10 protein-coding genes are annotated in these 13,843 nt (G+C 31.4%); 6 read left to right on the top strand and 4 right to left on the bottom strand.

The window, feature by feature from the left end; genetic code table 11:
- The first annotated feature begins 18 nt into the window (after positions 1-18).
- A complete protein-coding gene (locus ACN4EE_RS13400; protein WP_431706957.1) occupies positions 19-612 on the top strand; it encodes a ParA family protein in 594 nt (197 codons plus the stop codon).
- A 176-nt stretch (positions 613-788) separates the two neighbouring features.
- Complete coding sequence (locus ACN4EE_RS13395; RefSeq protein ID WP_431706956.1) at positions 789-1,916, top strand: copper resistance protein NlpE N-terminal domain-containing protein; 1,128 nt, start codon at positions 789-791, stop codon at positions 1,914-1,916.
- Positions 1,917-1,994: 78 nt separating this feature from the next.
- Here the strand turns inward: ACN4EE_RS13395 and ACN4EE_RS13390 are convergent, their stop codons facing one another.
- The 4 genes from ACN4EE_RS13390 to ACN4EE_RS13375 all read right to left on the bottom strand — a co-directional run bounded on the left by ACN4EE_RS13390 (position 1,995) and on the right by ACN4EE_RS13375 (position 5,823).
- Entirely contained in the window at positions 1,995-2,420 is a 426-nt protein-coding gene (locus ACN4EE_RS13390; protein WP_431706970.1) for a DUF29 family protein, read from the bottom strand.
- A gap of 149 nt (positions 2,421-2,569) precedes the next feature.
- Complete coding sequence (locus tag ACN4EE_RS13385; protein WP_431706969.1) at positions 2,570-3,001, bottom strand: DUF29 family protein; 432 nt, start codon at positions 2,999-3,001, stop codon at positions 2,570-2,572.
- 164 nt (positions 3,002-3,165) lie between these two features.
- Positions 3,166-3,486 (bottom strand): DUF3155 domain-containing protein, encoded by a 321-nt coding sequence (locus ACN4EE_RS13380; protein WP_431706955.1) that lies wholly within the window; start codon positions 3,484-3,486, stop codon positions 3,166-3,168.
- Positions 3,487-3,618: 132 nt separating this feature from the next.
- The gene (locus ACN4EE_RS13375; protein ID WP_431706954.1) at positions 3,619-5,823 is read right to left on the bottom strand and encodes an ATP-binding protein; all 2,205 of its coding nucleotides are present in this window, start codon (positions 5,821-5,823) and stop codon (positions 3,619-3,621) included.
- 480 nt (positions 5,824-6,303) lie between these two features.
- Here ACN4EE_RS13375 and ACN4EE_RS13370 point away from each other — a divergent pair, with 480 nt between their 5' ends.
- The 4 genes from ACN4EE_RS13370 (at position 6,304) to ACN4EE_RS13355 (ending at position 13,676) form a co-directional block, all read left to right on the top strand.
- Positions 6,304-8,151, top strand: a complete 1,848-nt coding sequence (locus ACN4EE_RS13370) for a hypothetical protein (protein ID WP_431706952.1) — start codon at positions 6,304-6,306, stop codon at positions 8,149-8,151.
- Between the two features lie 394 nt (positions 8,152-8,545).
- Entirely contained in the window at positions 8,546-10,897 is a 2,352-nt protein-coding gene (locus tag ACN4EE_RS13365) for a beta-1,6-galactofuranosyltransferase (RefSeq protein WP_431706951.1), read from the top strand.
- 170 nt (positions 10,898-11,067) lie between these two features.
- On the top strand, positions 11,068-12,531 hold the full coding sequence (locus ACN4EE_RS13360; RefSeq protein ID WP_431706950.1) for an FkbM family methyltransferase: 1,464 nt from the start codon (positions 11,068-11,070) through the stop codon (positions 12,529-12,531).
- An 86-nt stretch (positions 12,532-12,617) separates the two neighbouring features.
- Positions 12,618-13,676, top strand: a complete 1,059-nt coding sequence (locus ACN4EE_RS13355; RefSeq protein WP_431706949.1) for a mannose-1-phosphate guanylyltransferase — start codon at positions 12,618-12,620, stop codon at positions 13,674-13,676.
- Positions 13,677-13,843: the final 167 nt, after the last annotated feature.

Raw genomic sequence — 13,843 nt, 5'->3', positions numbered from 1 at the left:
ACTCATTACTCATTAATTATGCTTATTGGAATTGTTTCTTTAAAAGGTGGCGTAGGAAAAACCACTACAGCCATACACTTAGCAACTTATTTACATACAGACAAACCGACATTGTTGATTGATGCCGATCGAAATCGATCAGCCTTATTATGGGCAAGAGAAGATCATCTTCCTTTTATGGTAAGCTCTCAAGCAGGATCAACAGCATTTATAGCCAAACATGAACATATCATAACCGATATGAAAGCAGGTCCTGAAAACGAGGAATTGAAAGAATTAGCCAATGGCTGTGATTTAATAATTATTCCCACCACTCCAAATCATTTAGATTTGAATGCTACTATTAGAGCGGTAGAAACTCTTAAGGAAAATAATTTTAATAACTATAAAATTTTGTTAACAAAAGTTGACTCCAGAACTACTAATAGTAAAACAGCAAAACTATTTTTAGAAAAGGAAAATTTACCCGTATTTAAAACCGAAATCCCCCTGTTAATTGCCTTTGAAAAAGCCTCTCAAAATGGTAAAACGGTAAAAGATTATAGTGATTCTCGTGCCAAGCAAGCATGGAAACAATATGAAGCAGTAGGTAAGGAAATTTTAAAAGGTTGATTGTTTCAAAAACTTCTATTGATTCCCTAACTTTATTAATATCTTGCAAGACTTGCCGTTTAAGACGACAAAAATCAAATGTCAAGAAATGTTAATTAATGATGGGAACTTTTTTGAACCCCAAAAACGTCATTTATATATAATCAAAATATATTCCAATGTATAATCTGAATATCATGAAAAATCAATCCTTAATTATTTCCTTAACTTTATTAACTACATTATCTTTAACTAATTATATTCAGCCTTCCCATGCAGAAACAGTTGCCGAAGCGAAAGAAACGACAATAACAAAACCCGTTGGAGATACTAGTGCTAACTCCTTAGATTGGAATGGTACTTATAAAGGTGTTATGCCCTGTGCTAGTTGTGAAGGAATAAAAACAAGTATAACCCTTAATCAAGACCTTTCTTTTGTAATGTCCACACAATATATAGGAAAAAGTGACGAGGTATTAGAAATCCAAGGTAATTTTAAATGGAATGAAGCGGGAAACATTATTGCTTTAGAAGGCATTAAAGACGCACCAAATCAGTTTTTGGTAGGAGAAAATCGCTTATTTCAACTAGATATGGAAGGAAATAGAATCACTGGTGAATTAGCAGAAAAATATATTTTAACCAAAGAGACAACAAGCGGTGAAAAATCAGAAGCCATAGAAAATAAAGCTGAAACCACTGCCGAGGCTGAAACAGAAATCACAGAAGAAGTTATTGCAGAGGCTGAAGAAGAAGCTACCGCCGAAGTTAAAACGGAGATGACGGAAGAAGCTACTGCCGAAGTTAAAACGGAGATGACAGAAGAAGCTACTGCCGAAGTTAAAACGGAAATGACGGAAGAAGCCGCCGCCGAAGCTGAAACGGAAATGACGGAAGAAGCCACTACCGAAACTGAAACCAAAGAAGAATCTGCTACTCCTGACACCAGCGAAAATTCTGATACGAAGGAAGTTAGTTTTATAGATACTCGTTGGGAATTAACGGAAATTATGGGCAACCCTGCAACGAAAGCTGAAAATCAAAGAGAAGCAGTATTTATCATGTTTGACACTGAAAATAAACGAGTCAATGGTTTTGCAGGATGCAATAATTTTATGGGAAGTTTCGAGATGAAAGAGGGAAATATGATTAGTTTTTCTCCTATGGCTTCCACTATGATGGCTTGTGAAAATATGGAGATGGAAACTACTTTTATGCAAACTTTACAGCAGGTTGATAATTATGCCATGAAGGATAATGTTTTGAGTCTTAATCGGGCAAAAATGTCTCCCTTATTAAAATTTTCTGCTGTTAATGAAAAATAGGATTTATAATTAGCACTTAAGAATTGACAATAATTTCTTGGACGTTTGGTGGGCAATGCCCACCCTACTCAGATTTTTTCAGTACGTCTTAATTAAATCTAATGCATCGGTGATAAGTCGATCGAAATCAATCATTTGTGCTAATTCTTTACTAGAATAACGCCCCTCAAAGGCTTCGGCGGAGGCTTTTGCTAGAGCGATTCTATAACTATCCATCAAGGCTTCCCTTAACTCTTCCGATGAAAGATAAGTACCCCCTGCCTTACGACGGCGATTAGTTTTTTGAATCTCATCAACAGAATTTTCAATGGATAAATCCCAAGAGCGAGTAGTACGTTTTTCTACTTGTCGCTTAATTAAGTGAAGGAGTAATATTTTGGCGTAGCTACTAATTTTGTTAATTTTATCATCCTTACTCATCTCCGTCATTTCCTCCACCAACACCAAAGCATCTGAGACATTTCCTTGGGTTAACAACGTTTTCAACTCCAGTAATTCTTCCATTGCGTTTTCTCCCATTGAATCATTATCCTTGTCTCATTTTAACCTTAAAAATATCCAAAACAAGTTTCGATCGAACCTTTATCCAGCTAATACAGGTGCGGATGCCTGTGCCACTGAATCTTCATCCCTTGATTTCTGAGTCAAAATCCTTATTTTAATTCTTTTGTAACTAAATCTAAAGCATCGGTAATCAATCGATCGAAATCAATCATTTGTGCTAATTCTTCAGGAGAATAACGCCCTTCAAATGCCTCTAAAGAAGCCCCATCTAATGCAGACTCATAAGCATCCTCAAGGGTTTCTTTTAATTCCAAGTTAGTCAAATAATAACCATTGGCTTTGCGTCGTTTATTGGTGCGATTAATCTGACGAACTGCATTACGAATTGAAAGCTCCCATGATCGAGTTGTCCGTTTTTCTGCCTGTTGCTTAATTAAATGTAGTAGAAGAATAATTCCATAGCTATAAATTCTATTTAGCTTATCATCCTTACTCATCTCCGTCATTTCCTCCACCAACACCAACGCAGAAGAGATATTTCCTTGAGTCAACAACGTTTTCAACTCCAGTAATTCTTCCATTACTTTTTCTCCCATCGAATCATTATCCTAGTCTGATTTTAACCTGTTGAATAAAATAGGAGGAAATTATTGCCAAAAAATATGATTCCTTCAAAAACTATCTTCTTTAGTTTCATTAAGTACGATCGAAATGTTTGTTAATTGATAATTGTCTGTGAGAAAACTTAATGAGTTGCCGATAAAGAAGGCGTAGTCACCTTAACTTGAGGTTTAATCACCCTTAAACTAGGGAAAAGAAAATGATTTTCCTCTACATATTGAGCGCCAAATAATCCTTTTTCAGCCCAAAAATATCGATCGGTAGTATGTTCATTTCTTTTAACTACTAGCAAAGCGGGAGGAGTAATACCATTAGCTCGAATATGTTTTCGAGCGGCGGTAACGGGTTTATCTTCTCCACTTTCAATATAGTAGTGAGGCACAAGTTCTAAAATTTTTCTCCCCTCAAGGCGGCGACGACTTTTACGCTTCCTTTTCCGAGCCAACCTTACTTCCTCCTTCATAAGTTAAATGTTATATTTACTACATTTTGCCAAATTATATAACGTTTTTTCTTAAAAGTCAATACCCTAAACTAACTTAATTTCAATCCCAATGAATAAAAAGTAACGGAGGTATCAGGTGTTAATTATTTTTGCTATTTTTCGTAGCAAAATTCTCGGTTGTAATGGTTTTAATAAATACTCATCAACCCCTAAATTAGATAGATTCTCCCATTCACTACCACTGATTTTTTCTCTAATTACCATCAAATATAATTTATCTTTATTTTCAGATTTGAGATTTTGACAAACTTCTAAAGAGGCTTCTTTATTTTGCTCTAAAATTACGATCGAAGGGTTAATTAATCGAATACGATGGATAGCCTCATAAATATCAACTAACCAAATAACTTGATAATCAGCCGCCGTTAACAGTTGACATAAAAAAGTACCTATTTCGTCATCTTCACAGATAACTACGATTGTTTTATTAACTTTTAAATCAGTCATTTCCTTGTCAGAAATCTTCGATTTTATCTGATAAATAGGAGGTGAATTAGGCAAAGAAACAGTAAAAGTTGAACCTTTATCAATAGTTGATTGTACATCAATAAAACCGCCATGTAACTCCACTAAATGTTTAGTTAAAGCTAACCCTAAACCAGTGCCTGAATGAGTACGAGTACGATAGTTTTCTAATTGTTGAAATTTAGTAAATAATAGCGGTATTTGTTCTTTATTAATACCAATACCTGTATCTTCCACTTGAAAAATAGCTTGGCTTTGATTTCTTGTCATTCTAATAATAACTTCACCTCCATAAGGCGTAAATTTAATGGCATTATCGACTAAATTTAATAATATTTGATATAATCTTTCACCGTCACAATAAAATAAATCTAAATCTTTGCTTATGTTATACTCTAAATTAACTTTAATTCCTTGATTTTTACCAATTTCTAAAGCTGATAAATATATCATTTTACTTAAATTTTCTAAAGAGATTTCCTCCATATATAAAAGAGATTTTCCTGCCTCTATATCAGCAAAATCTAAGATATTATTGATTAATTCTAATAACTTTCTCCCACTATCTTGGATAATTTTTAGGTATCTTATCTGTTGCTCTAAAGAAAGGTTATTTTTTAGATCCTTTGACCAATGTAACAAAGTTCCAGACAACCCAATTATACAAGTTAAAGGGGTTCGTAGTTCATGACTAATACTTCCTAAAAATTCTGTTTTAGATTGATTAGCAACTTGAGCTACAATCAAGGCATCTTGCAATTCTTTTGCTTTTTTTGCTACTTGTTGTTCTAATAATTGTTTTTGTTTTTCTAGTTTATGATAGGAGTTATATTGATAGATAGCAACGGCTAAATATTCGGTAATATTTTTTAAAAAAGTTATCTCATTACTTTTCCATTTTCTCACAGTAAAACACTGATGAGCGATTAATAATCCCCATAATTTATTCTTCACAATAATCGGGATAGCAATTTTAGCTTTTACTCCTAATTTCTGCATTAATTCTTTTAAACAGGAGTCGAGATTACTATGATTAATGTCTTCTATGGCTAAATAAAATCCTTCGAGATATTTTTTCTCTGAATCTCTAATATTATTAAAACAACTTTCTTCTTGAAAATTTAACAAGGAAGGTATCACACTAGAGGCTTTTGCTTCATAGGTAACGGTATCTATATATTCAATATTTTCTGAGGATTCTTGTTTAATTGGTACTCTTAATTGATAGATTAAAAGTCGATCGATCTGCAATAATGATTGTACCTGTTCGATCGTCATTTTTACAATGACTAACAAATCTAAATCTTGTTGAATTTGTTGGGTTACTTGATGTAAAATTCTTTCTTGTTCAATACGATTTCTTAAAATAACTTCAATAGTTTGATGTTGAGAATAATCGTTTAAATAATTATCCTGAAATGCAAGAGGTTCTGTTAATATTTTCATTATGGCAAAAATAAAACTTTGCTCAGGATTATCTTTATTGATAGGATTAGATAAAACTGAATAGATAGTATCAAGATTATCTTTGCTCAGATCAATTTTAGAATTAATCAGTTCTAAAAAATCTAAAATTTCTTGACTATCAAAAGTAATGGTAACTTGATAGTATAATTCGTTGATTTTTTTTTCAACTAACAATAAGGCTTGAATATTCTCAGCTATAAATAAATGAAAACTATGGAAAGATTTTTTTTCTTGACTGCTATTCTCTTTTTCTAGGTTGATGAGATTATCTTCACTCAGATATACACCATCACAATAGTTATTGGCGACTAATTCCAACCAAAGATGGACAAGTTTCGCAAACATTTGATGGGGAATGATTCTACTGATGAGAGATAGACTAGGGATAAACATTAATTGATATTTTCTACCTTGACACCTATTACTATGATGTCCTGTTTTTGATGATTTTGCTCAAATTATAAGGTTTTCTAAAGAATGTACAATTTGACAACTCTGTAAACTTTATCATCATTGCGAAACAATAGGTATCAAATTCGATCGATGAAGAAGATACTCTTTGTGACACAAAATACCAGAGAAAGACTTAAACGTTGCGGAAAAAGTATTTTGATAAAGAATAGCAGTTAAGAGTTAAGAATTAGTTTAAATAATGAAAAATCAAAGTTTTGAGTCCTTGAGTAGCACGAAAGTACAAGTATATTTTCAAATAATAAAGTCAAAAATGCTCAGTTTTTAGCTTTTTTAGGAAGTTATACTATACTATTGAGGAAATAAAAAAGCAAATTACGGTTTTTTCAATTCTATTATGTTAATTCAATAAGTATGATAAATAATATTGTTCAAAATTTGATTCAAGAGAGGTTAATTTTTTCGGTATTGTTTTTTACTCCGATTATTTTAATCATTTTTTATGAAATTATTACTTATTGTTGGGGCAATCAACTAGAGTCTAAAATAGACAAAAACTTAATTTCTTATCCCCAAGAAAATTTATCATTTGTAAATTTTTGGCTACCAACTATATTTTTTTCAATATTTTTTTTAATATATACTTTTTTAATTTTTTATAAAGAAGATTTTGCTTATTATGATAATGAACAATTTACAAAATTTTCTTTGCAAGGAATAGCTTATGGATTTCCTATTTGGAGAGATCAAGGTAGATTTTGGCCTTTAGGTTTACAAGAATATAATCTTTTAAGTTTAATCGATAAATCGCAGTTAGTTTATAGAGGTTTTTCAATTGTTCAATTATTAATTATTTCCTTTTCACTTTACTTTACTTTATATAAATTCTCTCCTATATGGAGATACATAACAATATTTATTATATTTATTTGTCCACCATTTTTAATGACATTTTTTGAATTAATTTATCCAGAAAGAAATGTAGTTTTTTATTTAATAATTTTAATTTTAATCTATACTTACCATACCAAAAATTATCCAAAAAATAAAAGATTTTTTATTTATTCTGCTCTCATAACGGCTCAAATTGCTATATATTATAAAGAACCTGTATTTGTACTTATAGCCACAATTGCTAGTGCTAGATTATTTATTACCTTATTGTCAAAAAGATATTTACACCTTAAAAAGATATTGAAAGAGTTAATCTATATTAATTATATTGATATTGGCATGATTGTTCTTACTTTGACTTATTGCTTGTTATACCAAACTCAAATAGTTCCTTATATTATTGATGCCTATAGCCATAATCAAAAAACAGAAGAAAATACAATATTTAGTATTTTTTTACTTTTTATACAAGATAATTTTATCATAGGGATATTTTCAATTATTTTAGTTTTGAGATTATTGCAAATAATCTTTCTAAAAAGTGATATAGATGTGTTTTTAGACCCCCTAGCTTTAGGCGGAATGGCATATTTAGGTGTTTATGCAAAACTCAAAATGTTTGATGATTATAATAATTATTATTTTGCTCCAGCACTGGTGATAGCAATAATTTATATTGCTCATTTTATCTATAATTCTATTCAATTTTCCCAGCAAATTAATCGCAAAGTGCTGAGAAAAATTTATTTTTATAGTATTGTATTTTTAAGTTCGATCATATTAATACTTACAATATCTCAATATATTTCGCAATCATCCTATAAAATTTTATCGAGAAAAGCCGTTATAAATGGTCATGTCAATTTAGTAAATGGATTAGTGGAATATAGTGAAAAAAATAATCGTGATGCCTTAATACTTTTTTTTCCATTAAATAATTCTTTTATTCACAATTACTTAATTTATACTTTTAAAGAATTTTTAAGTTACAAAAAGTTTCATATTTTTAATGTTAATAAAAATGATAATTATACAAATAATTTAAACAATTTTAAAAATATAAGTGTAATTCTAAAATCTCCTGCTACTGATAAACATAAAGATAATAAATGTATTTCTTGGGATTGGGCAAAAGATGAATTTTGTTTTTTTGCTGAAAAAGCTGAAACGGGAGATTTAATTGTTTTATTACCAAATTATCCCCGTGATTCTTATAATCCAGAAGAAATAAAAAAAATGATCGAAAATGAAAAATTAGTATTTGCTTATGATTTTAATGCGAATGCCCCTTTAATTGAAAAAATTTTACACACGTTATCTCATAAAAAAGTTGAAAATGGTAAAGTATATATATTTGAAAAGTTGTGATTAGAAAGACTCCATGTTTTAACAAACATGATATTCTTAACCTAAGTTGCTAGTTATAAAAAACTGTTCAAATTAGGCATCAAAAAGGTTTATTTTAATGAAAAATCACACTAATTTTAGATATTTAGTATAAATAATTACAGTTTAAGCTAGTAACTAGCAAATTGCGTTCTTAGTCAAGAAAATTAGATATAACCTTTGTAACTCTCATGTTATTACAGTCGATCAAACTTCAACAACAGGAATAATGGTTCTCAACCAAAATCTATTGCTAAAACATCGTTTCCAGATATGGATTTTGTGAAAATTGAAGGATGTTTACGGTGAATTTTGAGATAAACATGATATTTTTGTAAAAGAAAACATTATCTAAATCTTTTTCCATAAAGCAATAATGGTTATCAAATCGATCGAACATCAACAGCAAGAATTAAGACAAGAATTAAAGTTAGCCATAGAAAATTTAAGAAAAGTCTATCAAAATGGCAATTATGATTTTATTATTTCTCACTCAGAAGTAAACGATCGACATGGAGTAGGGGTTTTACTCAAAAGAATTTTCAAAGATGATCAAAATATCGTCTCTATTCGTTCTCGTAATCTTTATGATGGCATAGATGATTTTGGCAACTTTAATTTTTTGATTCACCATGACAATTACGATATTAGCGCCATTGAAGAGCAAGTTCGATCGACTTTAGGAAATCTGAAACCGAAAAGAATCTTATGTATTCCCTATTTTCTCGATGACATCTTAACCGCCATTGCTGTTAAAAATATGTTTGATGTACCATTATGTAGTTATCTGATGGATGACCAAAATATCTACATCAATGAAGTTCCAGATGAATATATAAAAGAATTATTGGATAAATCTGATTTATGTTTTGGTATTTCCCGAAATTTATGTCAAGCCTACGAACAAAAATATAGCAAAAAAATTTGGTTTGTTCCTCCCGTCGCCCCCTCTCAATTTATTCTCAAGGATACAATAATTGTTCCCCCCCAAGTACAAGAACAACATGGCGTATTAATTGGGAATATTTGGAGTCAAGCATGGCTCGATCGACTCAGAGAAACCGTGAGAGGATCAGGTGTTAAAATAGACTGGTATGGTAATCCCCATCGAGGATGGATCAAATTTGAAGAAACAGAATTAGCTCAAGATGGTATTATCTTTAGGGGTTATGTGGAAAGTGAAGCGGATTTAGTGGCAAAATTAAGAGAAGCATCCTTTGCCGTCATTCCCACCGCCCAAGAAATCAGTAGTGATGAGCGCATGGAAATTGCCAAGTTAAGTCTGCCTTCAAGAATTCCTTTTCTGGTAGCAACAGCTCACATTCCCCTATTAGTTATGGGAAATCGACAAACTGCAGCCGCTAATTTTGTCACAGATTTTCAATTAGGAATAGTATCCAATTATGACTGCCTCGAATTTCGGGAAAAAATAGCATGGTTAACTGATGCTCAAAATCAAGACATTATTCGTCATCAAGCCTCCAACCTATCTCAATTTCTATCTTCCGAAGGTATGGAAAATTGGATTTGGGACTCTTTAGCACAAAAATTTCCTGTAGATTCTCGTTTTGAAAAATTAGGACAGTATTTAAGTTCCGCTACAGTAGTTGTTACAGCCAATGAAATTAATAATAGACATGGAACAGGATTTTTAGTCAAAAGAATTATGGCGGATACCCCTAATATCTTTTCTATTCGCTCACGCAACGACTACGGCGGACTTCATAATTTTGGTTGTGCTAGTTATTGTTTACCATGTCAAAATATTTCCCGTTTTGGGGCATTTCAAGCCATGACAAATCTATTAGAAGGTGTGGAAGTTAAACAATTATTTTGTGTACCCTATTATCCCGATGATTTACTCTTGTCGATCGCCATCAAAGAATTGTGTAATGTTCCATTAGGGGTTTATATCATGGATGATCAAAATGTAGTAGTAAATAAGATTCCTGATGACATCATGGCTGAGTTTTTAAGTAAATGTTCTTTTCGTTTAGCTACTCATCCCGAACTTAGAGACGCTTACGAAGAAAAATACGGCTTAAAATTTTATTTGTTACCTGCGGTAGTCCCAGATAATTTAATTACCACAAATACCACTTTCCCTCAAGAAAATCACCTTAACAATAAAACAGGAGCATTAATTGGCAGTGTTTGGAGTCAAAAATGGTTTCAAATGTTAGCGGATACCCTTATTAAAGCTAACTTAAAACTAGATTGGTATGGTAACTCGAACTATATTTGGTTGACAGATTCTGCCGAAGAAATCAGTCAAAAAACGAACATTACTCCCTATGGTATTGTTCCTGAACCTGAATTAGCAAGAAAACTTAAAAATTATCCTTATATTGTTGTACCTACTGGTACAGTAGATGAAAGAGATGATCATCCTGAATTATCCCGTTTAAGTCTTCCGGGTAGAATTATTTTTGCTATGGCTTCTTCTCATACTCCAGTTATTTTATTAGGAAGTCAGACAACTTCGGCTGCTCAATTTGTCAAAAAATTTGGCATTGGTACTATTTGTGATTATGATGGTGAGAGTTTCCGTCAAGCGGTAGAATATGTTACTCAACCTGATGTACAAAAACAAATGCGCGATCGAGCTTCTCAAGTAGCACAAAAATTTTCTGCCCTTGATATTAATAATTGGATTTGGGAATCCTTAGCCAAAGGTGAGCCTTCCGATTATAAGTTTGAGGAATTATTTATGACAAAAAACCAATAGGGAATAGTGAATAGTGGATAGTGAATAATGAATAATGAACTCCTTGAAAAATTTAGAGTTTAATTTATTAAACGTTACTCTATTAGAGGTGTCATTTATTACACGGCGTGTTATTAATTAACATTCTTAATTCTGCATTCTCCATTCTATATATTTATTACTAAAAATTTATGACATCAGAATCAAACGATAAAAAAGGTATTGTTAGTTTTTTTGCTAGTTTACCGTTAATTAGACGAGTTAAAATTATTAAGGAATTAACTCTAGAAAAATTAGATGAAGTTTTAGCTCGATCGAATAATATAGATAGTAAAACTAATAATATTTTAAACAATGATAGTTTTTTATTAGAAGCCTCTATACAAATCCTTAAGACGTTAAAAAATATCTATGAACAGTATCAAATTTCCTATAATAATCTAGTCGAATTTATTCAAAAAAATAGTCAAAAATATTATGACAATTTAACTCAATTTATTCAAGAAAGTAGTCAAAAATATTATGATAACTTAACTCAATTTATTCAAGAAAGTAGTCAAAAACATTATGACAATTTAACCCAATTTATTCAAGAAAATAGTCAAAAATATTATGACAATTTAACCCAATTTATTCAAGAAAATAGTCAAAAATTAAATACTTTACTAGATAATTCTCAAACTCAAAATAATAAAATAGATATTTTAGAGACACAAATAAACCAAGTAAACCAAGTAAACCAAGAATTATCTGAACAAATCTCGATCGTAAAACAACAAATAATTAACGCTCAAGATATATCGGAAAAATGTTTGACAAAACAGCAAGAAATAGAAAATATTTTACATAGTTTTAACTCGAAAAAAATAATTATTAATCAATCTTCATTAATCGATCCAGAAATTGGTTTAATGACTTATTTATATTCTTTTTTACCAAATCGTTACGCCATTGATATTGGAGCAAATATTGGAGATGTATCAGAAAGTTTATTAAAAGCAGGGTATGAAGTTTATAGTTTTGAACCATTTTTACCTACCTACGAAAAATTAACCTCAAGATTAAAAGATAATCTTTATTTTCATAGCTATCAAATCGCATTAGGGGCAACTAATGAAACCAGAGAATTATATATAGCTACAGATAAAACCTCTGAGAAAGTTTATCAAGACTCTAGTTTATATAACAGTTTAATTAAACATTCCATGCCCGATGATTTACCCTTTACTGACACCACTACTGTAACGGTAAAAACTTTAGCTAGTTTTCACGATAATAAAGAAATTCCCTCTGATATTGGTTTAGTTAAAATTGATACGGAAGGCTTTGATTTACAAGTTATTCAAGGTATGGGATTGTATAAATATCCTGTAGTAATTACTGAATTTTGGGATGAAAATATTCCTTTTGGTACTTCTCAAACTCATAATAAGTTAGAAGACTTAGTCTTAGAGATGCGTCGCCGTAATTATTATTGGTATATTGTCATGTACCGAGTTTGGGGTGATGCTACTGGTTCGATCTCATTTTACAGTAATCATTGCCATTGTGTCAAAAATAGTTGGGGAAATATCTTTTTCTTCCAAGACTACAGCGTATTCCAAGAAGCCAGTCGCTGGACTACATCAATTCTTCCAGAAACTTACTTTTGTTAAAAAGGACGAAAAAGTCTATTTTTCCTATAAATTTTTGATAAAGTTTAGTAACATTTTATTTGTTCATGGCATGGTTATTAAATAAAATGAGTAGCAAATTTATTCCCGTGATTTTAGCAGGAGGCAAAGGCGAAAGATTTTGGCCTCTTAGTCGTTTACAATATCCTAAACAATTTCTTTGTCTCGATCGAACGGGAAAAAGTTTATTACAAAATACTGCCCTTCGTTTACTCTCTTTAGCAGGAGGCTGGGAAAATATTATTGTTATCACCTCGGAATTATTAGCAGAAGGAGTGAAGCAACAATTACCCGAATTACCCGTTAATAATATCTTAGTTGAACCCGAAGGCAAAGATACCGCCCCCGCAGTGACATGGGCAAGTATTTATGTTAACAATCAATATGGAGAAGAGGCTGTTATCGGCTTCTTTCCTGCGGATCATTATATTGGTAATCAAACAGAATTTGAAAAAATTATTCAAACTGGGGTGAATTTTGCCCAAGAAAATGAAGCCATTGTCACTTTAGGCATCAAACCAGACTATCCTAGCACGGGTTACGGTTATATTGAACAAGGAGAGACAAGTCAAGAAAATAATTCCCCTATCTATAGAGTAACTCGTTTTACCGAAAAGCCCGATCGAGATACCGCCGAAGAATTTATTGCAACGGGCAAATATAGTTGGAATAGTGGAATGTTTATCTTTAAAACCCAAGTGGTATTAAAAGAATTAAACAAATATGCCCCCCAAATCTTGCAACCCTTAAAAGAAAAGGGAAAACAAGCCTATGGCAGTCTCGAAAAAATTAGTATCGATTACGCCTTAATGGAAAAAACTTCTCTTGCTTATATCATTCCTGCGGATTTTGATTGGGATGACTTGGGGGATTGGAATGCCTTAGAGAGACTTTTAAGTGAAGAAGACTCTAACGTTGTCATCGGTAATCATATTAATTTAGACACTCACAACTCCATTATTTATAACAACCAAGACGATGAAGTAATTATGACCATTGGCTTAGAAGATGTGGTAGTCGTCAGACAAGGTAATGCCACTTTAGTGGTGAATAAACATAAAACCCAAGACATCAAAAAAGCCTTAAAACTTCTACAACAAAAACAAAATAGTCAAAATTTTCTTTAACATTTTATACAGTTTTTATACAGTTCGATCGAACTTAAGATAAGATTGTATCCTAATAAAGTTTGCTTAAAAAAGTCTGTTTAGAAATGAATAATGAGTAATAAGTAACGAGTAGAAAATAGTTAATTCTACCTATCCCCCTATCCCCCTCTTCCCCTCTTCCCCTC

This window comes from Geminocystis sp. CENA526, from assembly GCF_050753365.1.
Taxonomy (GTDB): Bacteria; Cyanobacteriota; Cyanobacteriia; order Cyanobacteriales; family Cyanobacteriaceae; genus Geminocystis.
Note: the sequence above shows the minus strand (reverse complement) of the source record. Positions and strands in the feature narration are given on the sequence as shown.

What these genes read in the sequence shown, in the direction of transcription:
- ACN4EE_RS13400 (WP_431706957.1), top strand. Translation starts at nt 19, where the DNA reads ATGCTTATTGGAATTGTTTCTTTAAAAGGTGGCGTAGGAAAAACCACT.
- ACN4EE_RS13395 (WP_431706956.1), top strand. Translation starts at nt 789, where the DNA reads ATGAAAAATCAATCCTTAATTATTTCCTTAACTTTATTAACTACATTA.
- ACN4EE_RS13390 (WP_431706970.1), bottom strand. Translation starts at nt 2,420, where the DNA reads ATGGAAGAATTACTGGAGTTGAAAACGTTGTTAACCCAAGGAAATGTC.
- ACN4EE_RS13385 (WP_431706969.1), bottom strand. Translation starts at nt 3,001, where the DNA reads ATGGAAGAATTACTGGAGTTGAAAACGTTGTTGACTCAAGGAAATATC.
- ACN4EE_RS13375 (WP_431706954.1), bottom strand. Translation starts at nt 5,823, where the DNA reads ATGTTTGCGAAACTTGTCCATCTTTGGTTGGAATTAGTCGCCAATAAC.
- ACN4EE_RS13370 (WP_431706952.1), top strand. Translation starts at nt 6,304, where the DNA reads ATGATAAATAATATTGTTCAAAATTTGATTCAAGAGAGGTTAATTTTT.
- ACN4EE_RS13365 (WP_431706951.1), top strand. Translation starts at nt 8,546, where the DNA reads ATGGTTATCAAATCGATCGAACATCAACAGCAAGAATTAAGACAAGAA.
- ACN4EE_RS13360 (WP_431706950.1), top strand. Translation starts at nt 11,068, where the DNA reads ATGACATCAGAATCAAACGATAAAAAAGGTATTGTTAGTTTTTTTGCT.
- ACN4EE_RS13355 (WP_431706949.1), top strand. Translation starts at nt 12,618, where the DNA reads ATGAGTAGCAAATTTATTCCCGTGATTTTAGCAGGAGGCAAAGGCGAA.